Origin of the sequence: Mesorhizobium sp. M0923 (genome assembly GCF_040319365.1) — a bacterium.
Lineage (GTDB): Bacteria > Pseudomonadota > Alphaproteobacteria > Rhizobiales > Rhizobiaceae > Mesorhizobium.
The window spans coordinates 46,645-73,360 of sequence record NZ_JAMYNW010000012.1; the positions used below are offsets into that span (position 1 = coordinate 46,645).

The 26,716-nt window shown below is 62.3% G+C and carries 27 protein-coding genes; 8 read left to right on the forward strand and 19 right to left on the reverse strand.

The window, feature by feature from the left end; all coding sequences use genetic code 11:
• Window positions 1-13 precede the first annotated feature (13 nt).
• The 4 genes from NKH89_RS20675 to ku all read right to left on the reverse strand — a co-directional run bounded on the left by NKH89_RS20675 (window position 14) and on the right by ku (window position 3,337).
• A complete protein-coding gene (locus tag NKH89_RS20675) occupies window positions 14-430 on the reverse strand; it encodes an HD domain-containing protein (protein ID WP_352909707.1) in 417 nt (138 codons plus the stop codon).
• Between the two features lie 132 nt (window positions 431-562).
• The gene (locus NKH89_RS20680) at window positions 563-934 is read right to left on the reverse strand and encodes an avidin/streptavidin family protein (protein ID WP_352909710.1); all 372 of its coding nucleotides are present in this window, start codon (window positions 932-934) and stop codon (window positions 563-565) included.
• A 75-nt stretch (window positions 935-1,009) separates the two neighbouring features.
• Window positions 1,010-2,410, reverse strand: a complete 1,401-nt coding sequence (locus NKH89_RS20685; protein ID WP_352909713.1) for a PAS domain-containing HWE histidine kinase family protein — start codon at window positions 2,408-2,410, stop codon at window positions 1,010-1,012.
• Window positions 2,411-2,503: 93 nt separating this feature from the next.
• Window positions 2,504-3,337 (reverse strand): non-homologous end joining protein Ku, encoded by an 834-nt coding sequence (gene ku, locus NKH89_RS20690; protein ID WP_352909716.1) that lies wholly within the window; start codon window positions 3,335-3,337, stop codon window positions 2,504-2,506.
• 125 nt (window positions 3,338-3,462) lie between these two features.
• Here ku and NKH89_RS20695 point away from each other — a divergent pair, with 125 nt between their 5' ends.
• Window positions 3,463-3,927: an NUDIX hydrolase gene (locus NKH89_RS20695; RefSeq protein WP_023720514.1), complete on the forward strand. Its 465-nt coding sequence runs from the start codon at window positions 3,463-3,465 to the stop codon at window positions 3,925-3,927.
• A 55-nt stretch (window positions 3,928-3,982) separates the two neighbouring features.
• Here NKH89_RS20695 and NKH89_RS20700 read toward each other — a convergent pair whose 3' ends face one another.
• Window positions 3,983-4,585 (reverse strand): alpha-ketoglutarate-dependent dioxygenase AlkB, encoded by a 603-nt coding sequence (locus NKH89_RS20700; RefSeq protein ID WP_352909719.1) that lies wholly within the window; start codon window positions 4,583-4,585, stop codon window positions 3,983-3,985.
• A 129-nt stretch (window positions 4,586-4,714) separates the two neighbouring features.
• Here NKH89_RS20700 and NKH89_RS20705 point away from each other — a divergent pair, with 129 nt between their 5' ends.
• Entirely contained in the window at window positions 4,715-4,930 is a 216-nt protein-coding gene (locus NKH89_RS20705) for a KTSC domain-containing protein (protein WP_352481443.1), read from the forward strand.
• Between the two features lie 133 nt (window positions 4,931-5,063).
• Window positions 5,064-6,146, forward strand: coding sequence for a sensor histidine kinase (locus NKH89_RS20710; RefSeq protein WP_023720511.1), 1,083 nt, complete (start codon window positions 5,064-5,066; stop codon window positions 6,144-6,146).
• Between the two features lie 48 nt (window positions 6,147-6,194).
• Here the strand turns inward: NKH89_RS20710 and NKH89_RS20715 are convergent, their stop codons facing one another.
• Together NKH89_RS20715 and NKH89_RS20720 are read right to left on the reverse strand one after the other, a co-directional pair.
• Entirely contained in the window at window positions 6,195-7,376 is a 1,182-nt protein-coding gene (locus NKH89_RS20715) for an acetate/propionate family kinase (protein ID WP_023720510.1), read from the reverse strand.
• A complete protein-coding gene (locus tag NKH89_RS20720) occupies window positions 7,376-9,787 on the reverse strand; it encodes a phosphoketolase family protein (RefSeq protein ID WP_352481445.1) in 2,412 nt (803 codons plus the stop codon). The genes NKH89_RS20715 and NKH89_RS20720 overlap by 1 nt, the downstream gene beginning before the upstream one ends.
• Before the next feature lie 299 nt (window positions 9,788-10,086).
• Between NKH89_RS20720 and NKH89_RS20725 the strand changes: the two genes are divergently transcribed.
• Window positions 10,087-12,087 carry a protein-L-isoaspartate(D-aspartate) O-methyltransferase gene (locus NKH89_RS20725; protein WP_352481446.1) on the forward strand — a complete coding sequence of 667 codons (2,001 nt, stop codon included), beginning with the start codon at window positions 10,087-10,089 and terminating at the stop codon, window positions 12,085-12,087.
• A 49-nt stretch (window positions 12,088-12,136) separates the two neighbouring features.
• Window positions 12,137-12,382 (forward strand): hypothetical protein, encoded by a 246-nt coding sequence (locus NKH89_RS20730; RefSeq protein WP_023720508.1) that lies wholly within the window; start codon window positions 12,137-12,139, stop codon window positions 12,380-12,382.
• Between the two features lie 120 nt (window positions 12,383-12,502).
• Here the strand turns inward: NKH89_RS20730 and NKH89_RS20735 are convergent, their stop codons facing one another.
• Genes NKH89_RS20735 through NKH89_RS20750 form a run of 4 tightly spaced genes read right to left on the reverse strand, consistent with a single transcriptional unit; the run spans window position 12,503 to window position 17,901 of the window.
• The gene (locus NKH89_RS20735; protein WP_352548028.1) at window positions 12,503-13,075 is read right to left on the reverse strand and encodes a DUF1772 domain-containing protein; all 573 of its coding nucleotides are present in this window, start codon (window positions 13,073-13,075) and stop codon (window positions 12,503-12,505) included.
• Window positions 13,072-14,610, reverse strand: a complete 1,539-nt coding sequence (locus NKH89_RS20740; RefSeq protein ID WP_352909722.1) for a SpoVR family protein — start codon at window positions 14,608-14,610, stop codon at window positions 13,072-13,074. The genes NKH89_RS20735 and NKH89_RS20740 overlap by 4 nt, the downstream gene beginning before the upstream one ends.
• Window positions 14,610-15,932: a YeaH/YhbH family protein gene (locus NKH89_RS20745; protein WP_023720505.1), complete on the reverse strand. Its 1,323-nt coding sequence runs from the start codon at window positions 15,930-15,932 to the stop codon at window positions 14,610-14,612. Before NKH89_RS20745 ends, NKH89_RS20740 begins: the two co-directional genes overlap by 1 nt.
• Window positions 15,933-15,951: 19 nt before the next feature.
• Entirely contained in the window at window positions 15,952-17,901 is a 1,950-nt protein-coding gene (locus tag NKH89_RS20750; protein WP_023720504.1) for a PrkA family serine protein kinase, read from the reverse strand.
• A 271-nt stretch (window positions 17,902-18,172) separates the two neighbouring features.
• On the opposite strand from NKH89_RS20750, the gene NKH89_RS20755 reads away from it, so the two are divergent.
• Complete coding sequence (locus NKH89_RS20755; protein WP_023720503.1) at window positions 18,173-18,334, forward strand: hypothetical protein; 162 nt, start codon at window positions 18,173-18,175, stop codon at window positions 18,332-18,334.
• Window positions 18,335-18,350: 16 nt separating this feature from the next.
• On the opposite strand, the gene ocd is transcribed toward NKH89_RS20755, so the two are convergent.
• Window positions 18,351-19,418 carry an ornithine cyclodeaminase gene (gene ocd / locus NKH89_RS20760; protein WP_023720502.1) on the reverse strand — a complete coding sequence of 356 codons (1,068 nt, stop codon included), beginning with the start codon at window positions 19,416-19,418 and terminating at the stop codon, window positions 18,351-18,353.
• 3 nt (window positions 19,419-19,421) lie between these two features.
• Window positions 19,422-20,342: an arginase gene (rocF, locus tag NKH89_RS20765; RefSeq protein ID WP_352481448.1), complete on the reverse strand. Its 921-nt coding sequence runs from the start codon at window positions 20,340-20,342 to the stop codon at window positions 19,422-19,424.
• A 129-nt stretch (window positions 20,343-20,471) separates the two neighbouring features.
• Between rocF and NKH89_RS20770 the strand changes: the two genes are divergently transcribed.
• Complete coding sequence (locus NKH89_RS20770) at window positions 20,472-20,909, forward strand: Lrp/AsnC family transcriptional regulator (RefSeq protein WP_352909725.1); 438 nt, start codon at window positions 20,472-20,474, stop codon at window positions 20,907-20,909.
• 189 nt (window positions 20,910-21,098) lie between these two features.
• The gene (locus NKH89_RS20775; RefSeq protein WP_352909728.1) at window positions 21,099-21,416 is read left to right on the forward strand and encodes a hypothetical protein; all 318 of its coding nucleotides are present in this window, start codon (window positions 21,099-21,101) and stop codon (window positions 21,414-21,416) included.
• A 48-nt stretch (window positions 21,417-21,464) separates the two neighbouring features.
• Here the strand turns inward: NKH89_RS20775 and NKH89_RS20780 are convergent, their stop codons facing one another.
• From NKH89_RS20780 to cyoB, 6 genes are all read right to left on the reverse strand, one after another.
• Complete coding sequence (locus tag NKH89_RS20780; RefSeq protein ID WP_352481451.1) at window positions 21,465-21,680, reverse strand: hypothetical protein; 216 nt, start codon at window positions 21,678-21,680, stop codon at window positions 21,465-21,467.
• A 23-nt stretch (window positions 21,681-21,703) separates the two neighbouring features.
• On the reverse strand, window positions 21,704-22,075 hold the full coding sequence (locus NKH89_RS20785) for a SpoIIAA family protein (RefSeq protein ID WP_352909730.1): 372 nt from the start codon (window positions 22,073-22,075) through the stop codon (window positions 21,704-21,706).
• Between the two features lie 79 nt (window positions 22,076-22,154).
• Window positions 22,155-23,360, reverse strand: a complete 1,206-nt coding sequence (locus NKH89_RS20790) for a DUF3182 family protein (RefSeq protein WP_352909732.1) — start codon at window positions 23,358-23,360, stop codon at window positions 22,155-22,157.
• Window positions 23,361-23,633: 273 nt separating this feature from the next.
• The gene (gene cyoD, locus NKH89_RS20795) at window positions 23,634-24,062 is read right to left on the reverse strand and encodes a cytochrome o ubiquinol oxidase subunit IV (protein WP_352909734.1); all 429 of its coding nucleotides are present in this window, start codon (window positions 24,060-24,062) and stop codon (window positions 23,634-23,636) included.
• The gene (gene cyoC, locus NKH89_RS20800) at window positions 24,059-24,712 is read right to left on the reverse strand and encodes a cytochrome o ubiquinol oxidase subunit III (protein WP_023720495.1); all 654 of its coding nucleotides are present in this window, start codon (window positions 24,710-24,712) and stop codon (window positions 24,059-24,061) included. Before cyoC ends, cyoD begins: the two co-directional genes overlap by 4 nt.
• Window positions 24,709-26,715, reverse strand: a complete 2,007-nt coding sequence (cyoB, locus tag NKH89_RS20805) for a cytochrome o ubiquinol oxidase subunit I (protein ID WP_352909736.1) — start codon at window positions 26,713-26,715, stop codon at window positions 24,709-24,711. The genes cyoC and cyoB overlap by 4 nt, the downstream gene beginning before the upstream one ends.
• Window position 26,716: the final 1 nt, after the last annotated feature.

The window sequence follows — 26,716 nt, forward strand, 5'->3', positions numbered from 1 at the left end:
CGCCAGCTGTCCGTCAGCTCGGGAACTCTTCCTTGAGGATGCGCAGGCCGTCTTCGTATTTCGCCGTCGAGGCACCGATCTGCCGTGCCTGCCATAGATTGTCGGCGAGATCGGCGCGCTTGACCGGCAATGCCAGCGGGTTAGCCGCGGCCCTGCGAACGAAGGCGGCATCGTCCTCGTTCGGCCGCCGCGTCATGGCATCGGCGGCAGATACGATGGACGGTCCAAACCCGGCCGCCTCAAGCCGGTCGCGGTTCCAGCCGTCGCCTTTTTCGATGACGTCGTGAAGATAGGCGATGGCTTTCTGGTCGAGCGTTTCGACGGCATCGACGACCCGGCGGCAATGTTCGATATAAGGCCTTCCAGTCTTGTCCGCCTGTGCGGCATGGGCCTGTTCGGCGATTTTTGCCGCGCGATACAGCACGCTCATCGGATCGACCCCGTAACGAACAGCGCATTCCTGGCGCACCAACGCGCCATAGTCAGCGCGAGTTCCGATGCACAACGGGACGCCCTGCTCCCTCACTTGCGTGCTGAATGCCGCCGCAGCAGGCGCGACACGTCAGGAGACGCGTTCAAAACTGTCGAGGCTGGTTCCAAAGGCGCGCCAGGCGGGGAGTTTCCTGGCTCGGGCCGGCGCCCCTTCCTTTTCCGCCGACAAAGCGGCATCGGCAACAGTGTGCCACAGCATCTCCAGCTTCCCGTTCCTGAGGATGCCGGTATAGCTCACCGCTGCGGCTCCGACCCGCCCTTCGGCCGCGCAGGTGAAGCCCATGACGTCTCCATGGCAGGCACCGAACAGCGGCACCGTCATGCCGAAGAAGGCGCTGTCCTCCAGCGCCGTCCTGAAGGTTCCGCTGATCCGTCCGCCTTCTTCGCCGGTTATTTCGACCACCGACCCGTACTGGTTCCGCCAGGTGCCCAGCCAACTCATCGTTGCTCCTCCTGATTGCCTCCACAGGGATTGCGTTGCCACACGGCCGCCAAGCCGCGGCCGGTGTAGCGGCCTTCAATCAGCCGCGATGCCAGTCATCGACATCTGCACGAAGTGCAGCGGCGCCTCCAGCGTCCAGGTGATGCCGCTCCTGTCGAATTCCAGGCGTCCGGTGCCGCTGAGCGCCTGCGGCGTGACGCGTTTGAGCACAACCGTTCCGAAACCGCGTCGCGTGTTTTCATCCACCAATGGCCCGTCCAGTTCCCGCCAGACAAGGCGGAAGCCGTCGCTGCCATCGGCGGCTGGCATCACGGTCCATTCGACCTCGACCCGTCCGTCATGGCGCGACAGCGCTCCGTGCTTTACCGAATTGGTGGCCAGCTCGTGAAAGGCAATGCCGAGATATTGCACGGCGTTCGGCTGCAGCATGATCATCGGCCCGCTCATCGACAGCCGGGCCTGTGTCGCGAAGGCCTTGGTCTGGGCATGGATCAATTCGCCGATGGTCGCGCCGCGCCATTCCGCATCGACCAGGAGGTCGTGCGATTCCGAAAGCGCCATGATGCGTTCCCGGACCCGTGAAAGGAAGGCCTCTGGCGTACCCGCCAGCTTGCTGGTCTCGCGGATCATCGAGACGATCACCGAATACTGGTTTTTAACGCGATGGTTGACTTCGCGCATGAGTGTGCGGATGCGCCGTTCGCTTTCCTTGTGGGGGCTGATGTCGCGCGCGATCTTGGAGGCGCCGATGATACGCCCGATGCCGTCGCGTATCGGCGAGATGGTGAGCGAAACCGGTACCAGGGTGCCATCCTTGCGCTGCCGGATAGTCTCGTATGAGGGAATCCGTTCGCCGGCGCGAATGCGGCTGATAATCATGGCTTCCTCATCCAGGTGGTCGGGCGGGATGAGGATCGTCACCGGGCGGCCGATCGCCTCGGCGGGCGTGTAGCCGAACAGGCGTTGTGCGGCGTCGTTCCAGCTGGTGATAATGCCGTTCAGGTCTTTCGACACGATCGCGTCCATCGAGGATTCGACGATGGCAGCGAGCCTTATGCCGACGTCGTCAGCCAGCGCCTGGGTGCGGAGGTCGAGCAAGGTGTTGATGGCGCCGACGACCTCGCCGGTCGCATCGCGAAGCAGGGCCGGGTGCGCGCTGAACGGGATGAACTGGCCGTCCGGCCGCTCGACGATCGCCCGGCCCCCACGAACGTCCCGCTCTTCCAGCAAGGCAACGGCCATCGGACATTCGTCGTGCGCCATCGGTCGCCCGTCGAGGTGGCGAAGCTTCCATGACCCGCACCAGCGGTCCTGGCCGATAACCGGACGATATCCCCAAAGATCGGCAGCGGCTTCGTTGAAGAAGGTGATGTAGCCTTGTCTGTCGGTGGTGTAGACGGCCACAGGCAACGCCTGCATCAGATCGGCGGAGGAAACTTGCGGGATTCCGCCAGTCTTTAGTTCAACGACGTCCACCAGTCCCCCGCTCCGCTTGGCTTGCCGACGGATTGCTTCGTCATCTAAATGCGCGCGAGCGTTTTCGGTTCCGTTCGGTCTGCTTTCGGACATTCAGGCTGATTTGCGTTTCGCGGCCGTTCCCGGACCTTTGCTCGGAGCCTTGCCGCCTTCTTGCGCCAGGCTCTTGCGCAGAACATCGGCGAGATTGACGACGTTCGTCCTCGGCTCGGGTGCCGGCTTGGGCGGTTTCTTGCCCTTGCGCTTGGCTTCGATCATCGCAACCAGCGCCTGTTCATAAGTATCTTCGAACTTCGACGGGTCGAATTTGGCCGGCTTCTTGTCGATCAGCAATTGCGCGATTTCCTGCATCTCCGGATCGACCTTGCGATCCTTCAGCCCTTCGAACACCGCGTCCGCCGCGACCACTTCATTATGGTTGCGTAATTCCGTCATTACCATGCCCTTGCCCAGCGGTTGGATCAGCACCTCTCGGCCTCGCTGGTAGAGCACGACGCAGGAGCGGGCTGCTACCTTTTTCCTGGCCATGGCGTCCCGGATCACCGCGAAAGCCTCCGTGGAGGGCGCGTCGGCCGGAACGAGATAGTAGGGTTTTTCGAGGTAGCGTGCGTCGATTTCGGCGGCAGGCACGAACTCGCCGATCTCGAGCGTATGCTGCGATACCATCTTCAGTTTCTTGATTTCGTCCGGCTCAATGCGGATGAACTCGCCCTTTTCGACCTCGTAGCCCTTTACCTGCTCGGCCGCCTCGACCGTGTCGCCGGTCTCCTCGTCTATATAGGCGCTCTTGACCGGAAGACCGTCCTTGCGGTTCAGGATCCTGAAATGCACTTTCTCGGCCTCGCTGACGGCGCCGATGATCTTGACGCCACAGGAAACAGATCCGACTTTCATAAAGCCCTTCCAGGCAGCTCGTGGCGTCGCCATGTCGATCACTCATTTGCCGAACGGACGGAACGGCTGCGAGCGGAAATCGTTCCGCCGTGGCAGGCTATTCCATAGGCCCGCCCGGACGAGAACGTTCGTTTCATTTTCGTCAGGGGAATAGCGCAATGGCCAAACGCAGCGCAGGGTTGCTGATCTTTCGCCGAAGCGAAGGACATTTCCAGGTCTTGCTGGTGCATCCGGGCGGCCCATTCTGGGCGAAGAAGGACGACGGCGCATGGTCGATCCCGAAGGGCTTGATCGACGAGAACGAGGACGAGCTAGCGGCGGCAAAACGCGAGGCCGAAGAGGAACTCGGCGTCGCCATCGATGGAGGTTTCGAACACCTTGGCAGCTACCGGCAGCCGGGCGGCAAGCTCGTCATCGCATGGTGCGTCGAGGCGGATTTCGACAGCGACGCCATCAGCAGCAACACCTTCGTCATGGAATGGCCGCCAAGGTCCGGCTCGATGAAGGAATTCGCCGAAGTCGACAGAGCGGGCTGGTTCTCCCTGCCTGAAGCCAACCATAAGATCCTGAAAGGCCAGCGCGCCATGTTGGCGGACTTTGCCAGTCGGCATGGCGACGGATGAATTTGTTTCAGCCCAGTTCTTAAGGGCAGTGCTTGGGCTTCCTCACCGCTCTGCTTTAAGCGCGTTGCGGCCGCAGCGTGCGCAACGTGATCGAATAGCGGTGCTCGGCAACCGGCGGGATGCTGTGCTCCCATTCACTGCGCGCGGCGTCCGTCATCAGATAGGCCGATCTTGGCTCGACGGTGACCGTCTTGCGGTCCCATCGCGTGCCGTTTTTCCGGCGCAGGCGAAAGCTGCACGCGGCCAGCAGGGAAACGCCGGCGACCGCCTCGAAGTGAGGCTTGTCGCGGTGCCAACCGATACCGGCGCCCGGCCGGTACTCATTGATCAGAACCTGCACGAAGGTCTCGGCGGGCAGGCGGGCAAAGGCTGCAACCTTTTCCCTGAGCGGCAGCAGAAAGCCGGGTATCGGCGGTGCCTCGACGACTGCGCGCCGGTCGTAGTCGTAGCGCAGCCCGAAGCCGACTATCCGCCGGTTTGCCAGATGGCCATGAAAGTCGAAAGCCTGAAATGGCTGGCTTGCGAGCTGGCTCGCCAACGCTGCTTCTTCGTCCGGCGTGATCAGTTCGGGCCGGTAGCGGAATCCTTCCGGCCGGTCGTCGGTGGCGGCAAAGAGATCGCCCTGGCGGGCTGCAGCCGATGTCTTGGGCGATGGCATCAACCGTATTTGGTGAAGCCGCCCCGTAGCGGCAAGGCTGCTTCGGCAGCAAGGAACCTCGCTCTCCGTGCAGGGTTATTCACACGACGGCATGGAATGGAGCACTGCCGAGCATTGGACCTGTCGAGGATGCCTTCAACTGCAATCAGGAACATCGATTACCAGCCGGCGACGAGGGTACTCTCCGTATGGTTCGTCCCGAGCGGAAACCGCTATGATTACGAGGACGTGCCGCCGCAGGTCCACGCGGCATTCCGCAAAGCCTCGTCAAAGGGCCGGTTCTTCAACGAGCATATTCGTGACCGGTACAGATACCATCTGGTCGAGCAGAGCCATTCGAACTGAGCCTTCAGGCGCTTCTCAACCACGGTCTCGGTTCTCCGCCATGCCTAGCCGCGCGGTGGCAATGAGCGGACTTCGCAGTTGGCGAGCGACCTGATATTGACCATGGTCCTACCCGAAGCATCGAAAGCCTGGAATGTCCGCCGAAGCCGAAAAAACCGAGCAGCTCCAGCAATTGCTCGACAACCTCGACCTGGCGGGCGCCCTGGACAGTGACAGTTATAAAAGGTTCCTCGACCAGCTGCCGATTGCGATCGCAATTTCCGATTTGGGCGGCGATGAACGTGTTGTTTACGTCAATTCCGAGTTCCAGAAACTGTCAGGCGTTTCCGTCGCAGAGCTGGAGCGCCGCAACTGGGCTGCGCTGAGCGGACAAGGCTTGGGCGAATACAAGGACCGGCCGCTGGCCCGGGCCATCGTCGAGGATATCGATCGCGCGGGGACTTTCAGGATGCAACGTGCCGGCACAGAGCCGGTCATGGTCGACGTTTATTCGAACCTGATCGAGGACGAGCGCGGGCGACGGTCCTTTCGACTGGTCGCCCTTGTCGATGTCACCGCGCACAAGGCAAGCGACAGCGAGGCCTTCGAACAACGCATCCGTGAAAAGGACATGCTGCTGCGCGAATTGCAGCATCGGATGAAAAACAATCTCCAGATGATCACGGCTCTCATCAGGTTGGAGGCCCGCAGCGCGGCGTCACCCGATCAGAAACGCTTCGAGCGTCTCGCCGGCCGCGTCGATGCACTCGCAATTCTTTATCAGGCGCTGTCGGCCGACGAACAGAAGGCCGAAGTTGACCTCGGCGTCTATCTCAGCCAGATCGCTTCCGCAGTGATGACGTCGCACGCCGTGCAAGGCATCCGGCTGGATATGAAGGTCGACACCTATCCCGTGTCCATCAACGTGGCGATGCCAACCGGCCTGGTGGTCAACGAGCTTTTGACGAACGCGCTGAAACACGCCTTTCTGGGTCGCGAAGGCGGGACAATCACGCTGCGCAGTGTTGTCGACGGCGACGGCTTTCGCATCGTTGTCGCCGATGACGGCATCGGCCTGCCCGAAGGCGAGACCTGGCCGAAACCCGGCAAGCTCGGAGCGTTGATCGCGCAATCGCTGACCGAGAACGCCAAAGCCCGGTTCGAGGTGGACTCGACCCCCGGCAAAGGAACGCGAGTGACCATCGTCTTCAACAGATCGGCCGCGCTCGCTTCGTAGCCGCACGAGCAGGGCTGCCGCAAGCGGGGTCATTCGAGGCCATCCGCATCAGCCGGGCCCCTCCATTACCTTGCGCGTGTGGCGGGCGATGACACCTTCTTCGTCGGTCGCCACGACGCGGACTTCGACCTTGCTCTCCGCCTGGCTCATCAGCGCGGCATGGGAGCTGTTGGCTGCCTCGTCGATCGCCACGCCGAGCCAGCCAAGCCTGTCGCAAATCGCTTTGCGGGCCGGAGCCGAGTGCTCGCCGATGCCGCCGGTGAACACCAGGCATTCGAACCCGCCCAGCGTGTTGGCGAGGGCGGCAATCTCCCTGGCGGCGCGGAAGGCGAAAAGCTCCACCGCTTCGCGCGCCCGGCGGTCGTCGCTGGCTTCCAGCGTGCGCATGTCGCCGGAAATGCCGGACACGCCGAGCAGGCCGGATTCCTCGTAGAGCATGTCTTGCAGCGCCTCTCCCGAAATCCCTCTTTCCAATAGCAGGTACAAAAGCACGCCCGGATCGATGGCGCCGCAGCGTGTGCCCATGACCAGGCCGTCAAGCGCCGAAAAGCCCATCGTCGTATCGACGCTTCGCCCGTCGCGCATGGCGCACAGGCTCGCCCCGTTGCCGAGATGGGCGACGATGGTTCTTTTCGCCGCCAGATCGGGCGATATCTGCTTGAGCCGGCCGGCGACATATTCGTAGGAAAGCCCGTGAAAGCCGTAGCGGTGGATGCCGTCTGCCTCATAGTGGCGCGGCAGCGCGAAACGGCTGACCAGAGGCTCGATGGTCCGATGGAAGGCCGTGTCGAAGCATCCGACCTGCGGCAGGTCGGGTCGCAACGCGGCAAGCGCCCGGATCGGCGCGAGGCTGCGCGGCTGGTGCAGTGGCGCAAGCGGCGTCAGCCTGTCGAGAGCCTCGATAATTGTCGGCATCAGGCGGACAGGTTCGACGAACTCGCGTCCGCCATGGACGATGCGATGTCCGGCGGCGATCAGTTTCCTTCCGCCAAGTTCGTTCTCGATCCATTGCAGCATCTGGCCGATGCCCATGTCGCGTGATGCGTCTGCGGCAAGTGGCCGATCGCACTGCAGCTCCCCATCGGCGGCTTTCGCGGTCAGCCTTGGCGCATCGCCCAGATCCAGTGAACCGCGCGAGGCAAGATCCAGCTCGGCGGACGCTGCAAGATCGTAAAGTCGGAACTTGATGCTCGACGAGCCGGCATTCAACGCAAGGATCGATCGTCGCATCAATCGCCGGCCCTCGTCGCGCTGTCCTGTGGCCAGGACCATTTCTGGATCTCGGGCATGTCCTCGCCATGTTCGCGGACATAGGCCGTGTGCTCAGCCAATTTCCCATGCAGCGCCGCGGCAAGATCCTTCGCCCGCTCGGCCAGCCCCGGCACGCGCGCGATCGCGGCGAGCGCCAGATGATAGCGGTCGAGCTGGTTGAGCACCACCATATCGAACGGCGTCGTCGTCGTGCCTTCCTCGCGAAAGCCATGCACATGCATGTTGTCGTGGTTGGCGCGCCGGTAGGTCAGGCGGTGAATGAGATAGGGGTAGCCGTGATAGGCGAAGATGACCGGCTTGGCCTTGGTGAACAGCGCGTCGAATCTGTCGTCGGCAAAGCCATGCGGATGCTCGGAATTCGACTGCAAAATCATCAGGTCGACGACATTGACGACGCGGATCTGCAGGTCCGGAATGCCTGAGCGCAGGATGTCGGCTGCGGCAAGCGTCTCCAGCGTCGGCACGTCGCCGGCGCAAGCGAGAACCACATCCGGATCTTCGCCCTTGGCAACCGTCCCGGCCCATTCCCAGATGCCGGCACCGGCCTTGCAGTGCGCTTCCGCGTCTTCGGCGGACAGCCATTGCGGCGCCGGCTGCTTGCCGGCGACGATGACGTTGATGCGGTTGTAGGTTTTCAGGCAATGGTCGGTGATCCACAGCAGCGTGTTGGCGTCGGGCGGGAAATAGAGCCTGACCGTGTCGGCCTTCTTGTTGGCGACGAAATCGGCAAAGCCCGGGTCCTGATGGCTGAAACCATTGTGATCCTGCCGCCAGACATGCGAGGTCAGCAGGTAGTTGAGCGAGGCGACCGGCTTGCGCCAGGCAAGTTCGCCGGAGGTCTTCAGCCATTTGGCGTGCTGGTTGACCATGGAATCGACAATGTGGACGAACGCCTCGTAGCACGAGAACAGGCCATGGCGGCCGGTCAGCAGATAGCCCTCCAGCCAGCCTTGGCAAAGATGTTCACTGAGCACTTCCATGACGCGGCCGTCACGGGAAAGATGGACGTCGTAGGGCTCGATCCGCTCCATCCAGACGCGGTCCGTAACCTCGAACACGTCGTCGAGGCGGTTGGAGGATGTCTCGTCCGGTCCCATCAGCCGGAAATTCCTGGCCTCGGCGTTCAAGCGGACCACGTCGCGAAGATAGCTTCCGACCGTGCGCGTCGCCTCTCCCACAGTGCCGCCCGGACGCGGTACGTCGAGCGCCAGGCCTTTCCAGTCGGGAAGCACGAGGTCCTGTTTCAGCAGGCCGCCATTGGCGTAGGGGATTGCGCCCATGCGTCGTGACCCCGTAGGTGCCAGCGCCGCGAGCTCCGCCAGGAGATGGCCGCCTTTATCGAACAGTTTTTCCGGCTCGTAACTGCGCATCCAGTCTTCGAGGATCTGGCGGTGCGCCGCATCGCCGCGTGCGTTCGATACCGGTACCTGGTGCGAACGCCAGAAATCCTCGACCTTCTTACCGTCGACCTCTTTCGGCCCAGTCCAGCCCTTTGGGCTGCGCAGCACGATCATCGGCCACAGCGGCCGCTCTCCCTTCCAGCCCGCGGCTCGTGCAGGCTCCTGGATGGAGTGGATCCGGTCGAGCACGGTATCGAGCGTGCGGGCCATCTCCCGATGCATCGCAGCAGGTTCATGACCTTCGACGAAGAAGGTTTCGTAGCCATAGCCGAGGAACAGGCTGCGCAACGCCTCGTCTTCCATGCGGCCGAGGATCGTCGGGCTGGCGATCTTGTAGCCATTGAGATGCAGGATCGGCAGGACGGCGCCGTCGGATGCCGGGTTCAGGAACTTGTTGGAATGCCAGGCCGCGGCGAGCGGACCGGTCTCGGCTTCGCCGTCGCCGACGACGCAGGCGACCACAAGGTTCGGATTGTCGAAGGCGGCGCCGAAGGCATGGACCAGTGCATAACCGAGCTCTCCGCCTTCGTGGATCGAGCCGGGCGTCTCCGGAGCCGCGTGGCTCGGCACTCCGCCGGGAAACGAGAACTGCCGGAACAGCTTTCGCAAGCCGTCTTCGTCCTTGCCGACCTCGGGATAGATCTCGCTGTAGGTCCCCTCGAGCCAGGTGTTCGCGACCATTGCCGGGCCGCCGTGACCCGGACCGCAGATGAACAGAACATCGAGACCACGTTCACGGATGATCCGGTTCAGATGCACATAGATGAAATTGAGGCCGGGTGTCGTGCCCCAATGGCCGAGCAGCCGCGGCTTGATGTGCTCGGGCAGCAAAGGCTCGCGCAAGAGCGGATTGTCGAGCAGATAGATCTGGCCAACCGAAATGTAGTTCGCGGCGCGCCAGTAGCGGTCCATCACATCGATCTGGTCAAGGCCGGTTGTTTGCGCAGTGGTGCGGGCCTCGTCGTTCATAGAAATGCCTCCGGAATACCCTCGTCCGTCGTTATCTGGGGTGGCGTCGCGCCGGAGAAAGGATTTGCCTCGAAATAAGTTAGGGCGGCCGCCAGCGCCGCTTGCCGATCCTGCAACCTGGCGAGCCCGACAAAAGCGGGTCGGTCTTTGGGGAACCTCGGGGCTTGCCAACGGTTAGGAAGGTGCACCGCATTGTATGAATCCAGGCGGACTGCCGAGGCCCTGGGACATGGACCGGCCAAAGTGCCGTTTGAGCAGCTTGGGCGATTGTGGCGGAGGCCCATAGGAGGAGCAGAAAAATGCTCGATCTCTCCCATGCCCGCAACCAAATGGTCGACATTCACTTAAGCCGCCGTGGCATTCGCGACCGCAATGTCCTTCAGGCGATGCGCGAGGTGCCGCGCGAGGCTTTCGTCGAGCCTGGTTTTGAAGAATTTGCCTATGAGGACGGGCCGCTGCCGATCGCCGAAGGTCAGACGATATCGCAGCCCTACATCGTTGCGTTGATGATCGAAATGGCGGAGATCGGAGCCGGTGACCACGTCCTCGAGGTTGGCACCGGCTCGGGCTATGCGGCTGCCGTAATGAGCCGGATCGTCGAACGCGTCTACACGATCGAGCGCCACGCCGCGTTGGCTGAAACGGCAAGGCAGCGGTTTAAAAAGCTTGGCTACGACAATATCGAAGTCCGCACCGGCGACGGCACCAAGGGCTGGCCCGAGGCGGCACCCTTCGATGCGATCCTGGTTGCGGCCGCCGGGCCCGGCGCACCGCTCGCCCTGCAAGAACAGCTCGACGTCGCCGGCCGGCTTATCATCCCGGTCGGCGACGAATTCGACTCGCAGCGCCTGCTCAAAGTCACCCGGACTGGCGCAGCAACTTACACCGAGGAGGATTTCGGCGGCGTGCGGTTTGTTCCACTGATCGGCGAGCAAGGCTGGGGCGAGCCAGGCAGCGACAGCCAAATAGCGGCCGATCTTCCGCACCGGCATCAGCGCAGAAGCAGCCTGCCGCAGATGATAGCGACCGCCGCCGAACCGCTTCCGGATTTCGACGATCCCGCCTTCGGTGCGCTGTTCGACCGGTTTGCCGACCGCCGCGTCGTCTTGCTCGGCGAAGCCAGCCACGGCACGTCGGAGTTCTACCGCGCGCGCGCCGCGATCACTCGCAGGCTGATCGAGAAGCATGGCTTCACCATCGTCGCGGTCGAGGCCGACTGGCCCGATGCCGCGGCGATCGACCGCTACGTCCGTCACCGGCCACCGCGGCCGGGCGCCGATCCGCCGTTCCAGCGCTTTCCCACCTGGATGTGGCGCAACACCGACGTCGCGGCGTTCGTCGACTGGATGCGAGAGCATAATGAGCGGATCAGGATATCCTCCCGGCGGGCCGGGTTCTATGGCCTCGACATCTACAATATGGGCGGGTCGATCGCGGCGGTCTTGCAATATCTCGACCGGATCGATCCGCAGGCGGCAAGGATCGCACGCGAGCGCTATGGCTGCCTGACGCCGTGGCAGAACGACCCGGCCACCTATGGCCGTGTCGCACTCACCTCCGGCTACCAGAAATGCGAGAAGGCCGTGCTCGAGCAATGCCGGGAACTGCTTTCCAGAGAGCTCGACTATGCGCAGCAGGACGGCATCGATTTCCTCGACGCCACCCAAAACGCCCGCCTGGTCGCCTCCGCCGAACGCTATTACCGCACCATGTATTACGGCGGCGCGCAGTCCTGGAACCTGCGCGACACCCACATGTTCGAAACACTGGAGCACCTGCTGCAGGCCCGCGGCCCGGCCGCCAAGGCGGTGGTGTGGGCACATAATTCCCATATCGGCGATGCCCGCTATACCGAGATGGGGATCGTCAGGGACGAAGTGAACATCGGCCAGCTCTGCCGCCAGCGTTTTGGCGACGAGGTTGCCTTGATTGGGCTCAGCACGCATTCCGGGACGGTGGCCGCCGCCACCGACTGGGACGGCGACATGGAAGTGAAACCGGTTCGTCCTTCCCACAACGACAGCTATGAGCGGCTTTGCCATGACAGCGGCGTCTCGCCTTTCCTGCTCGATTTCGAGCGCGACGACACGCTGCGCCAACGGCTTCTGGAGCGCCGGCTGGAACGCTTTATCGGCGTTATCTACCGGCCGGAGACCGAGTTGCACAGCCACTATGCGGATGCCTCGCTCGCCCGCCAGTTCGATGCTTTCGTCTGGTTCGATGAAACCAGTGCCGTGACGCCGCTTGGGCCGGAACATGCGGGGACAGGCCTTCCCGAGACCTATCCTTTCGGGCTGTAGCGAATTTGGACCCTGGGGGAAGCGGAAAATCGAAAGAAGGACGTCACCAATGGCCGGAAAGAAGACTCATGAGCAGCAATTGCGCATCATCGAAGAGCGCGAGAACACGAAAAACGCTGGCAAGGATTTCGACGCGGAAGCGGATTTGAAAAAGACCAGGCAAGAGCGCGAGGCGTTCCGGCGCGGTGCCGAGCTCAGATCGGACCCCAAGGACATTGCCGATCCCGACGACCGCAACATCATCCGCGGCGAGCACCAGGAAAGCGCCCACAACAAGCATCGCGCCGACCGCTGAAACGGCGGGATCGCTTAACGTTAAGACAGTATGGCGCCGGTTCCCGTTCCCCGATCTGACGGATGCAGCGTTCGTGGCCGCAAATTGGCGGACGAGGGCGCCGTCTTGATCCCCTCGGCGCTATTCAGCAAAAAATGTCGCGGCGACAGCAATTGAGACGAGGCTCAGCATCGCCAGGCCTGCCCTGGCGACATGCGAAGTCTCCCAGACGTTGCGCAAATCTCTCCAGTCGCCGGTCTGCTTTCGAGAAAACATTGAAAAAAACGTCGCGGCTGATTGCGGCATGGCAACGTCTTGCACCCAGAAATTATTGACGGGATGCGTGACCAACCAATAGGTCGCATGTTCCGCCAGCAGGAAGACAAGCGCCGCCAAGGTCCACCAGAATCGAGCGCTTGGATAAGGCGTCAGGTAGAGCAGGATGGCGAGTGCAATGATGCCGCCGATCTCGGCAAACCCGCCGATCGTGAAGCCGGGATAGTAGATCGCCTGCACTGATTTGTAGGTAGCCTCCTTGAGGCGCAACTTGCCCGGCAACTCCAAAGCGTGCGCAAGCGACAGCGCCATCGTGACAGCGACCAGAAGAAGGCGGCGATCATCAATACGCGCATGTTCCTGCTCCCTGACCACAGCGTGGTTGGTGATCCGGTAAAGGCGACGCCACCCGACTTCCCTGCAGGCCGGTTCGGTCATTCCCCGATCTGGCTGGTCGACCGTTCGTGGAGTGTGGCGCCGGTCTGCGCGTCGACCGCGACCATGCTGACCTCGTAGCCCCAGAGCTTGCGGATATGGCGCAGCGTGGCGTCACGGCTGCCGCCTTCCAGCACGATGCCGTCCTTGACCTTGTGCTGCAGGCGCAGATGCCGGTCGCCGAGCAGGTCCACGTCCACCACCTGGATGTCCGGCCGGCTGGCGCCGATGTCGTAGCTGTGGGCGAGTGCGGCGCGGACGCTCTCGTAGCCGCGCTCATTGTGTATCGAGGCGACTTCGTAATGCGGGTCGTTGGCGGCATCGGCAAGGACAAAGAACCGCCATTTCCGTATCAGGGTAGGGCTCAGATACTGGCGGATGAAGGACTCGTCGCGATGGTTGGCCCAGGCGTCCAGCAAGGTCTGGCGCCAGTCGCCATTGCCGGCGATATCGGGAAACCAGTCGCGGTCCTCAGCCGTCGGCGCGGTCGAGATGCGCTGGATGTCCTGCATCATGTCGAGACCCAGCGCGTAAGGATTGATACCGGAAAAGCGCGTATCGTCGAACCCTGGCTGGAAGATCACGTTCGAATGGTTGCGCAGGATTTCCAGCATGGCACCTTCGCCGATCAGGCCGCGGTCGAACAAAAGGTTCATCAGCGTGTAATGCACGAAGGTGGCGCAGCCCTCGTTCATCACCTGCGTTTGCCGCTGGGGATAGAAATACTGCGCGATCACGCGGACGATCCGGATGACCTCACGCTGCCACGGTTCCAGGATCAGGCTGTTCTTCTCCAGGAAATAAAGCAGGTTCTCCTCGGGCAGCTTGAGCGATTTCTTGCGCTCCGTCATGGTATCCGTTTCGCGGACCTTGGTGCCGTCCTTGGAAGGCGGCAGCGTGCGCCACAGATCGTTGTAGGAACGTTCCTCGTATTCCAGGCGCTCGCGAATCCCCTCGCGCTGCTTTTCCGACGACAGCTTCGGCGGCCGGTGATATCTGAACACGCCCTGTTCCATCAGCGCATGTGCGGCATCGAGGATCTCTTCCACCGCATCGACGCCGTGCCGCTCTTCGCAGCGGGCAATATAGCCCTTGGCAAAGTCGAGATAGCTGAGGATGGCGCCGGCGTCCGTCCACTGCCGGAAAAGATAATTGTTCTTGAAGAAATGGTTATGGCCGAGCGCCGCGTGCGCCGTCACCAGCGCCTGCAGGGCCATGGTGTTTTCCTCCATCAGATAGACGATGCAGGGATTGGAATTGATGACGAGTTCGTAGGCCAGCCCTCGCCCACCTTTGCGGTAGAGCAATTCCTGGTAGAGGTAGTGCTTGCCGAACGACCAATGCCGGTACATCAGCGGCATGCCGACAGAGGAATAGGCGTCGAGCATCTGTTCGGACGAGATGATCTCCATCTGCACCGGATAAACGTCGAGGTGGAACTCTTCGGTGGCGACCGCCTCGATGGTCTCGTAGGCGCGCGACAGCGTCCTGAAATCCCAGTCGGAACCGGAAAACAGCAACCCGGATTTGCTCGCCATCAGCCCCCTCTTTCACCGCTCTTTTGATAACCCGGCTGTCTGGCGAAGAGTTGGCGGAAAACCGGGTAGATGTCGGCCGCCGTGGCGATGCGGCTCATCTGGAAGTTCGACCATCTCAGCTTGACCGCACTGTAGGCACGCCACAGCGACGTGCCGTTGTCGGTAGCGCCGAAGATGTGGCTCTCACGCTCGTCGAGGATCTCGACATAGGCAAAATACTGGCAAAGCCGCATGATCTGTTCGTCGAGAAGGGCGATGCAGCGCTCGGAATCGGTGACGAAATTGTCGCCGTCCGAGGCCTGGGCGACATAGATGTTCCATTCGCGGCTGGGATAGCGTTGCTCGACGATGCGGTGCATCTCCTCGAGCGCCGTGGAAACCACCGTGCCGCCGCTCTGGGTGTTGTAGAAGAAGGTTTCCTCGTCCACCTCCTGCGCCTCGTGCGTGTGGCGGATGAAGACGACCTCGGTCCGGTCATAGCGCCGCTTCAGGAACAGGTGCAGCAGCACGAAGAAGCGCTTGGCCAGATCCTTCTCGCGTTCGCCCATCGAACCGGACACGTCCATCAGGCAGAACATCACCGCATTGGCGTTCGGCACCGGCTGGGCGTCGAAGCGGTTGAAGCGGATATCGACCGGATCGACAAAGGCGATCCGCTTGCGGCGGCGCTCCAGCCGCTCAAGCTCTTCCTGCAGCGCCACGATGCGCTGCCGCATCTCGGCGTTTTGCGGCTTGGCCTCCAGCGTCGCGATCTCCTGCGCGACAGCGTCGACCGCCTCCTGCTTGGGACGCCTGAGCGCTATGCGGCGGCCATGGCTGTTGCGCATCGTGCGTCCGACATTGATGTTGGTCGGCGAGCCGGTCGCGGCGAAGCCGGCCCGGCGCGGCTTGAAGGCGAGGATCTCCTTGAGGTTGAGCTTGACCATATCAGGCAGTTCGAGGTCTTCGAAGAAGAGGTCGAGCACCTCTTCGCGCGACAGCACGAAACGGAAATCGTCCTCCGATTCGGTTCTCCCCGGGGCGGATCCCATGCCGCCGCCCTGGCCCGGCTTGGGCAGCCGGTCGCCTGGGGCAAAATGCTTGTTGCCGGGCAGGACGTGCTGGCGGCTGCCGCTGTTCCGGGCATCGTTGAAGCTCGGCTCGCCGGTGCCTCGCGCCGGCATCGAAACGGCATGCTCGGCGTCCACGTCGGCGATCTTGCCGGTGCGGATCTGATCGCGGATGGTGCGCTTCAACTCTTCGCGCGCCCGCCGCAGGAAACGCTGCCGGTTGCCGAGGCTTTTGTCCTTCGGGTTCAGTCGGCGATCGATGAAGATCGGCATATGTTACCCCGGGCTGGCTTCAACCCGCCTTGTTCACCCGCATGTACCAGTCCACCAGCCGGCGGACCTGGCGCTCGGTGTAACCGCGCTGGATCATCCGCTGCACGAATTCGGTATGCCGCTTCTCCGTCACGCTGTCTTGCTTGGAGCCGAAGCTGATCACCGGCAGCAGATCTTCGACCTGCCCGAACATCCGCTTCTCGATGACTTCGCGCAGCTTTTCATAGCTTGTCCATGACGGGTTACGGCCGTGGTTTCTGGCCCGCGCGCGCAGCGTGAACTTCACCACTTCGTTGCGGAAGTCCTTGGGATTGGCGATGCCGGCCGGCTTTTCGACCTGCGACAGTTCGTTGTCCAAAACCTCGCGATTGAGGATCTGGCCGGTATCGGTATCCTTGAAGTCCTGATCCTCGATCCAGGCATCGGCATAGGCGATGTAGCGGTCGAACAGGTTCTGGCCGTATTCGCTGTAGGATTCCAGATAGGCCTTCTGGATCTCGTGGCCGATGAACTCGGCATAACGGGTGGCGAGCTCCGACTTTATGAAATCGAGATAGTCCGCCTCGGTTTCCTTCGGGAACTGCTCGCGCTTGATCGCCTCTTCCAGGATGTACATCAGATGCACCGGATCGGCGGCGACCTCTTCGGTGTCGTAGTTGAAGGTCTGCGACAGGATTTTGAAGGCGAAGCGGGTGCTGACGCCGGTCATGCCTTCATCGACACCGGCCGCGTTTCGGTACTCCTGGACCGACTTCGCCTTGGGATCGGTTTCCTTGAGGTTCTCGCCGTCATAGACGCGCATCTTGGTGTAGAGCGGCGAATTGTCGTGTTCGGCCAGGCGGGTCGAAACGGTGAACCGGCTGAGGATATCGAGCACTTCCGGAGCGCAGGGGCTGGAGGCCAATTCGCTTTCGCGCAACAGCTTCTCGTAGATCTGCCGCTCTTCCGTGACCCGCAGGCAATACGGCACCTTGACCACCAGGATGCGGTCGAGGAACGCCTCGTTGTTCTTGTTGTTCTTGAACTGCAGCCATTCCGATTCGTTGGAATGGGCAACGATGATGCCCTGATAGGGGAAAGCGCCGAAATTCTCGGTGCCGTTGTAGCTGCCTTCCTGGGTCGCGGTCAGCAGCGGATGCAGCACCTTGATCGGCGCCTTGAACATCTCGACGAATTCGAGCAGTCCTTGCGTCGTCCGGTTCAGGCCGCCGCTATAGGAATAGGCATCCGGATCGGACTGGCTGAAGTTTTCCAGCTGCCTGATGTCGACCTTGCCGACCAGGGCCGAAACGTCCTGGTTGTTCTCGTCGCCCGGCTCGGTCTTGGCGATGCCGATCTGGCGAAGCCTGGACGGCATCAGCTTGACGACGCTGAATTTGGAGATGTCGCCGGACAATTCGTCGAGGCGCTTGGCCGCCCAGGGCGAGATCAGGCCGTTCAGCCGCCGCCGGGCGATGCCGTATTTGTCCTCCAAAAGGTCGCCCATGCGGTCGGGGTCGAACAGCCCGAGCGGCGATTCGAAGACCGGGCTGACCTGGCCGCCGACCTTCAGCGTATAGATCGGACGCTGCTCCATCAGCCTTTTCAACTGCTCCGCAAGCGAGGACTTGCCGCCGCCGACCGGGCCGAGGAGATACAGGATCTGCTTGCGTTCCTCGAGCCCTTGCGAGGCATAGCGGAAATAACCGGCGATACGCTCGATCGTATCCTCCATGCCGTAAAAGTCGGCGAAGGTCGGATAGATCTTGATCGTCCGGTTCGAAAAAATACGGCCGAGCCGCTCGTCCTTGCTGGTATCGACAAAGGTCGGCTCGCCGATCGCCTCGACCATCCGCTCGGGCGCCGAGGCGTACATCGACTTGTCCTCGCGGCAGGCAAGCAGATATTGCTGGAGGCTTATCTCCTCCTGCGCCGCATTCTTGTAAACCTCGGAAAACAGATCGAAGACGTCGGATTGATTCTCACGCATGGTATTCCTAGCCCCGGAGCCGGTGTGGCTGCACGTTTGTCTCTTGAACAACCAAATGTCGGAAAGCCCTTGTGGTTCCCTTCACTTTGCAGAGAGTGCCTGTGACCGAATGATAAGACTCTAGATAAGAGCATCCTGCATGCCGACAAGGCGTGGAACGTCCTGCTCGAGGCACAAAATCCTGAATCACGCCACGCGGTGCGGGCGACCTCCGACAAGACGGAGGAACGGTTCTGGTCCTTCCCGGTTGTGAGGGAAAGGAGACGGTTCGATGTTTGAGACTAGTTTGTGGTTGCTCGTTGTTGCAGGCGGTCCACTGCTGCTGGCAATCCTGATCGCCTACGCCCTGCTCACCCAGCGCCGTCGCGGCCCGGCGGAGCGCAGGGAAAGCGAGCGCGCGACCGAGCGCCTGTACCAGGAAAAGAAGGACTGACCGACGGGATCGCAGCTCAGCTGCGGGCAACCGCCAGCCCGGCCACTTTTTCGGCGCGCAGCAGCATGCCGAACAGGTCACGCGGCTCATCGGGATCGGCCAGAAGGTCTAGTTCCTCGTAAAGGCCGGTCCGCTGAAGCTGATCGCGGACGTAGCGTAGCGCGGAAAAATCCTCGATCGCAAAGCCGACGGAATCAAACAGCGTGATCTGTCCGGCGTCCGTCCGGCCTGCTGCCTTTCCTGTCATCACCTGCCACAATTCGGTGATCGGATGGTCCGCATCGAGCTGCTGGCTCTCGCCTTCGATGCGCGTCTGCGGCGGATATTCGACGAAAATATCCGAGCGCAGCAGAATGTCGCGATGCAGCTCGGTCTTGCCCGGGCAGTCGCCGCCGACCGCGTTGATGTGCACGCCGGACCCGACCATGTTGTCGGTCAGGATTGTTGCCGATCGCTTGTCGGCGGTTACCGTGGTGATGATCTGTGCACCTTCAACGGCCTCCTGCGCCGACGCGCAGAGCTTGATGTCGAAACCCATGCCGGCAAGGTTCTTCATGCATTTGGTCGAGGCCGCCGGGTCGATATCGTAGAGGCGCAGCCTGTCGACGCCAAGCAGCGCCTTGAACGCAATAGCCTGAAATTCCGATTGCGCGCCGTTGCCGATGATCGCCATGCATCTGGCGGCCCCGGGAGCGAGGTATTTCGCCGCGACCGCCGAGCTGGCCGCCGTTCGCAGGGCAGTCAGGATGGTCATTTCCGAAAGCAGCATCGGATAGCCGTTGCCGACATCGGCAAGCACGCCGAAAGCGGTCACGGTCTGGCGGCCGTCACGCGTGTTCTTCGGATGCCCGTTGACGTATTTGAAGCCGTAAAGCTGCCCGTCGCTGGTCGGCATCAGCTCGATGACGCCGTCAATGCTGTGCGAGGCGACGCGCGGCGTCTTGTCGAACAGCTCCCAACGCCTGAAATCCTCTTCGATATAGGCGGCAAGCTCGACCAGGAAGCGCTCGATGCCGATGGCAAGCACCAGCTTCATCATGCGGTCGACGCTGACGAACGGAACGATGTTCAAATTGACGGTCATGGCTCAGAACCCCCTCGTCGGGCGATCCATGATCCGCCGGCCCATCAGGCTTGCGGTCAGGTCGACCAAAAGCGTGGCGGTGCGGCCGCGCTCGTCGAGAAAGGGGTTGAGTTCGACCAGGTCGAGACTGGTGACGAGCCCGCTGTCATGCAGCATTTCCATCGCCAGATGCGCCTCGCGGAAGGTGGCGCCGCCGGGAACGGTGGTGCCCACCGCCGGCGCGATCGACGGGTCGAGAAAATCGACATCGAGGCTGACATGGAGCATGCCGTTGGCGGCGCTCACCCGTTCGAGAAAGGCGCGAAGCAGTTGCGCGATGCCGTGCTCGTCGATCGAACGCATGTCGTGGACCGTCACGCCGGCTCTGCGCAACGCATCCCGTTCCGCCAGGTCCACGCTGCGGATTCCCAGCGCGCATATGCGAGCCGGGTCCACCTGCGCCGCGAGGCGGGGGAAATAGCCCTCGAAGCCGGGCTGCCCGCTGGCATAGGCCAGCGGCACGCCATGCAGATTGCCGCTGGTCGTCGTGTCGAGCGTATGAAAATCGGGGTGGGCGTCGAGCCACAGCACGAAGAGCGGCCGGCCGGCATTCGCTGCCCGGCGGGCAATGCCGGCGAGCGTGCCGGCCGAAATGCTGTGGTCGCCGCCGAGAAAGATCGGCATTGCGTCGGCGCTCGCAGCATAGGCGGTTTCGCTGATCGCTGCCGTCCAGGCGGCGATTTCCGGCAGCGCCTTCACCACCGCGTTGCCGTGTACGACAGGGCGCATGTCGGCAGGGACAATCGTTCCGAGGTCGGTCAGCGTATGGCCAAGCTCGGTCAGCGCGCCGGCCAGACCGGCCGTGCGCAGCGCGCTCGGCCCCATCTCGCAGCCCATCCGGCCAGAGCCGGCCTGGATCGGTGCTCCCACGATCACGCAGTGCATTCTCGTACCCCACCAAATTACGATGCCTTTAGTGAACCCCGCATCGCTGGCAGAATGAACATATCAAATTGGCAAATTTGTCGAAGTGCCTTACCATAGTGGCAGCATCTACTTCCGTTGTGAGCAATCATGGACCAGCTCGACGAGCAGATCATCACCTCTTTGCGGCATGACGCCCGGCGCAGCATTTCCGACCTTGCCGTTAGCCTGGGTGTCTCCCGGGCAACGGTAAGGTCCCGGATCGAGCGACTTGAAAGAGACGGCGTCATCGTCGGCTACACCGTCATTCTACGCGCCGACGCAGTCGATCAGCGGGTGCGTGGCATCATGATGATCGAAATCGAAGGCCATGCCGCAGATCGCGTCATCCGGGCGCTGGGCGGCTTCTCCGAGGTCTCGACGATCCACACCACCAATGGCCGTTGGGATCTGGTGATAGAACTCGGAACCCAGACGCTGAGCGAGTTCGATGCGGTGCTGAGACGTATCCGCCTGATCCCCGGAATTACCGGCAGCGAAACAAGCCTGCACCTGGCAACGCCGCGCACCACCAAAGCGCGGCTGTGACCTTCGCCCGTGACCTGTAGCGGTAACGAAGCTACGGAACCTTCAATTGCCGCCGCGGTTAGAGCAATTCCAGGAAAAGCGTGGAACGATTTTCCGTTCGGAATTGCGTCAAAACAAAAAGATTGAGCGGTTCGGCGTTTCCGCGAAACCGTTCCAAGCCCACACAGCCTTCTTCGAGGGAGAACAAGCATGGCTCACGCCCAGCAAGAACTCGTCGAATTCGTTATCAGCAAAGCCTTCAATCCGGTCATGCGGGCCAAACCCGACGGAAAATCCGATGCCGAGCGCAAGATGCTCGAACATGTTCAGCAGGCCACGAAGACCGAGATCGAGCGCTATCGCCGTTACGGCTCGGCTGAGGAGGTCGCGACCAATTTCAAGCGCGACCTGAATTCCGACGCTGCCAAAAAGTTGCACGCCCAGCTGCGACGCCTGCATCTGCCGACGATCGAGGACATTCGCGACGACTTCGAGGACAAGGCCCGCGCGTTAGGCGTCAAGGCCTAGCCGTAGATCCGCGACCGGTCGTCCTCGGTGACGTCCGTCCGGTTGTCATCACAATCCGTCCTTGGTCGGAGGCCACCCTGACCGAACCGTCTCGGGGATGTTGTCCGACGTCAGCTCGCCCCGATTGAGCTTTTCAATCGCTTCACCGGCTTCGCTCTCATCGAGACCGGAAAGCGGCAACCCGCCGACCACGACGGCTTCGTCGCTCTCGCTGTCATAGACCTCCCAGAGGCCTTCCGGATCCTGTCGTTTGTCGTAGGGCATGGCCACTCCTCCAGGCAACGCCGCTATTGTACGGCCGCTACCCATTTCAGGGCCTGAGCCTTTTCGTCTTCCGGGAACACCCGCGCCTCGATTTGCGGAAACAGCGCGTCCGTCATTTCCGTGGCTGCCTTGATCCACTGCTTGTCGGAAATCACGGCGGCACGTTTGAAGCGGTGGAGCTCGCGGAGTTTGCTCAGCCCATACTGCAGGTCGCGCCGTAAGGCGCCAGCCGTCATGTCTTCGAAATCGGTAAGGTCAGTCAGGACGCCGATGTCCTTGTGGTCGCTCAGTTTCTCTTCGATGGCCGGGGTGATTTTTTCGTAGTCCTCCGCCGTCACAGTGCCGGCGACACGAAAGGCAGCGACGTTTTGGGGAGCGGAAATCATCTCGATCATTTTTTCCTCCGGTTTCTGAATGGCTGGCTGCCTGAAACAAACTCGGGCCATTCGCGGATGTTCCCTGCCAAAAGCGTGTTCACTTCGACCTAAAATGACGATCGGCTGGCTTCCTGACGGGTCCTCGGATCGCCTGCGTGACGACGGTATAACGCGTGATTTGGCCCTCCACGGGGTCCTCTCCGTGGAAGTGGATTTCTGCATCCAGCGGCATCTGCGCGGTGTTGCCGAATTGCTTGACCGCGCACGCATGCACGAGCTGTACGTCGGGGTCACGCATCATGGCCTCCATTGCCGCAAGCTCTGCCGTGCTGCTGCCGCCGATCCGCCAGCTGGCTTCCAGCACACCCGATCGCCAGATGCCCGAGGAATCGACACCTTGGCCGATGTCGTAGTTGCGCCTCGAGGCGAAGAATCCGGGATGGCCAAGCATCGCCGCGTCGTAGGTCCTCGCCTGCGCCACAGCCAAAGTCAGCGCCGGAGACAGCTGCAGCCTGTCGAGCGCTTCCCATCCGCCGCGCACGACGACCAGATCGGATCCGCCGTAAACGGGCTGTCCGGCATTGTCGGCGGTCATCCGCTGCACGCCATAATAGCTGACCGATGTTCCGTCGATCGCGGTTCTGCCAATGCTCAGCGTGACAATGTCGCGAAGCTCCGTTTCGAGAACAAGCCCGTATTCGCTTAGGTCGGAGGATGGATATCGTTCCAGCAGCCTTTCGATATCGGCGACCGTCGCGGCGGTGTGCTGGTCGCGGCCCCGCGAAGCGCGCGGTGGCTTGAACCGGACCAGCCCGAGCTGCAGCAGACGTTCCGCTGCGCGCAGCGCGTCATCGCGTGAAAATGCGGTGTAGCCGGGCAGTACGGCCGCGCCGACGGCGCTGCCGAAGCCGGCTGGCCAATCTTTTGGCCGTGCCGCCGACCCGTCCACCAGCTCGTGGGTTATGGCCTTGGTGGTTGCGAGGCGCCAGGGCACCACACCGCCGAAGAGGTCGTCGGGCCCGTTGATGCCCAGTTGGACCGCATCGGCGGCAAGCAGGCTGTCGTCCGGCACGAAATACAGCCCGCCGTTGTCACCGCCCCAGTCACGCAGGCCCTGGCGGAAGGAAAATCCCTTCAACGCCGCAATCGTGCGCGCGACGGCAGCGACGGTCTCCCATTCGTGGGCATAGATGGTCTCGCCGCCCGGCGCGGAGAACGCGACCACAACACCTTTTGCTCCGCCCGATTGTGTGCCGCTTAGCCCGGTCATGTCGCGCCGCCCTTCGTCCATTGCCGGGCCCATTGCCGTTATTCCGCGGCGATGCGTCCGAACCGAAAAACCCGCTTCCTCGGCGAATGTTCCGGGCAACGGCGCGCTATCCGGTTTGACCGAGTTGCGGCGATCGGAACATCGGCGGCTCATGGTTTTTATGCGGGAGCCTCAGACAGGGTGATGGATGTGCTCAAGGAGGCCGCGCCCCGCGCCCTGGGAGCGGCCGAGGTCGTCGACACATTCGAACGGGCTTGAGACCGAGCTGGCTGTCGCATGAACTGCGGCCAACGGCCGGAACTGTCACTAGCGGTTCATGTTCATGATCGCATTCGTCGGCATCAAATTGTGGTCGAGGTTGGCCATGATCCAGATCGAGCCGCCGATCACCAGGACGACGATCAGCACGCCGAAGGCAAGCGCCAGGGCGTTGTTGGTGTTGTCCGGCCCCGTCGTGATATGCAGGAAGAAGACGAGATGCACGCCCATCTGCGCGATCGCCAGCACAATCAGCGCCACCGGGATGCCCGGTGCCCATATAAGGTTGCTTCCGAGCAACCAGAACGAGGCGATGGTCAACAGCGTTGCCAGCCCGAGGCCGATCACATAGCCGCGTAACCCGGATCCGACCTCGGCGTCGCCGAGGTATTCGTCACCCGGCGCCGTATCGATGTCGTAGCGCTCCAGGCCATCGGTGTCGCGCCTTTGCGCATGGCGGTCGTCAGCATTGCTCATCGACTTGCTCCCAGGAGATAGACCACCGTGAACAGGGCGACCCAGATGATGTCGAGGGCGTGCCAGAACAGGCTGAAGCACATGAAACGCCGAAGAATATCGTCGCGGAATCCCTTGGCGAAGATCTGCGCCATCATCGTGAGCAGCCACAGCAGCCCCGCCGTCACGTGCAGGCCATGGCATCCCACCAGCGTGAAGAACGCCGACAGGAAAGCACTGCGCGTCGGTCCGGCATCGCGGGCAATCATATGCGCGAACTCGCGCAGCTCGAGCAGGATGAAGCTGGCGCCGAGCACGAAAGTGAGAGCCATCGCAACATAGAACCAGGAGCTTCGCCGCGCGGTCACGGCGAGGCTGGCGAGACCGCAGGTAAAGCTCGACAACAGCAGGGCCGCCGTCTCGATCGCGACGTTGCGCAGGTCGAACAGCTCGGCTCCGCTTGGTCCGCCCGCCGTCTTGCCCGCCAGCACAGCGTAGGCCGCAAAGAAGGCCGAGAACATCACGATGTCGCTCAGAAGGAAGATCCAGAAGCCGTAGCCGACGACGATCCGGATCGGTGCCGGTCCGCCGTCGCCATGGCCGGGGGCATGGCCGTGCCCGCGATGGCCGAGGTGGTAGGGGTCACGCTCTCGAACGTCGATCGCGGTCATGGCCTTGGCCCCGTATACGTGGCCAGCGCCTCGCGGCGGGCACTTCGGTTGGCGCGGTCGATCCGGGCGACTTCGGCGGCAGGAATGACGTATTCGGGTATGTCGCGCCACGCGAATACGACGAAGGTGGCGAAAGCACCGAGCGCGCCGAGCGCCACCATCCACCAGATGTGCCAGATGAGGGCGAAACCCATCACGGTCGCAAAGAAGGCGCAGATGAACCCGGTGGGACTGTTGCGCGGCATCTCGATCGGCTCGTATTCAGGCTCGTCGCGCAGCCGGTTTTGCTCGCGTGCCCGCTGCTTGATGCTCCAGTAGGGCTCTTCGCCCTCGACATGCGGAAGCGCGGCGAAGTTGAAGACCGGCGGCGGCGAGGGTGTGGCCCATTCCAACGAACGGCCGTCCCAGGGATCCCCGGTGACATCGCGAAGCGCCGCGCGCTGTCGGATGCTGACGACGAGCTGAATGATCTGGGCGACCACGCCGGCGGTGGTGATTAACATGCCGGCGCCGGCAACCAGCACCCAGGGATACCAGGCCGGCACGTCGAAATGCTGCATGCGGCGGGTCATGCCGAGCAGGCCGACGGTGTAGAGCGGCACGAAGGTGGCGTAGAAGCCGATCAGCGTCAGCCAGAAGGCCAGCTTGCCCCAGCCCTCGTGCAGCCGGAATCCGAATGCCTTGGGAAACCAGTAGGTATATCCCGCGAAGGCGCCGAACAGCACACCGCCGATGATGACGTTATGGAAATGCGCCACCAGGAACAGGCTGTTGTGGAGCAGGAAATCGGCCGGCGGCACGGCCAGCAACACGCCCGTCATGCCGCCGATGACGAACGTCACCATGAAGCCCAGCGACCACAGCATTGGCGTCGCGAAGCGGATGCGGCCGCCATACATGGTGAACATCCAGTTGTAGATCTTCACGCCGGTACCGACAGCGATAATGCTGGTGGCGATGCCGAACGCGGCGTTGACGTCGGCGCCGGCTCCCATGGTGAAGAAGTGGTGCAGCCACACCATGAAGGAGACGATGCAGATGAAGAGCGTCGCGGCCACCATCGAGCGGTAGCCGAACAGCGGCTTGCTGGAGAACGTGGAGATAACCTCCGAGAAGATGCCGAACGCCGGCAGGACGAGGATGTAGACCTCGGGATGGCCCCAGGCCCAGATCAGGTTCACGAACATCAGCATGTTGCCGCCGGCTTCATTGGTGAAGAAATGAAAGCCGAAATAGCGGTCGAGCGTCAGCATCGCGAGCGTCGCGGTGAGGACCGGGAACGCGGCGACGATGAGCAAGCCGGCGGCGAGTGAGGTCCAGCAGAACATCGACATCCTGAGGTAACTCATGCCGGGCGCCCGCATCTTCAGGATCGTGGTGACGAAATTGATGCCGGTGAGCAGCGTTCCGACGCCCGCTATCTGCACTGCCCACAGATAATAATCGACGCCGACGCCCGGCGAGTAGGCGGTCTCGCTGAGCGGCGGATAGGGCAGCCATCCGGTGCGCGCGAATTCGCCGATCACCAGCGAGATGTTGACCAGCAGCGCACCGGTGGCGGTGAGCCAGAAACTCACCGAGTTGAGCGTTGGAAAGGCAACGTCGCGGACGCCGAGCTGCAGCGGCACGACCAGGTTCATCAGGCCGATGACGAACGGCATCGCCCCGAAAAAGATCATGATGGTGCCGTGGGCGGAAAAGACCTGGTTGAAGTGGTCGGGCGGCAGATAGCCGGGCGCCTGGAAGGCGAGGGCCTGCTGGGACCGCATCATGATGGCGTCGCTGAAGCCGCGCAGCAGCATCAGCAGCGCCAGCAGCGTGTACATCACGCCAATCCGCTTGTGATCGACGCTGGTGATCCATTCGCGCCACAGATAGGGGAAATGGCCGGCCAGGAAGACCCAGGCCAGCACACCGAGGATTGCCAGGGCGACGACCGCCGAGGCGATCATCGGCAGAGGCTGATCGAACGGGATGACGTCCCAGCTCAATTTTCCGAGCATT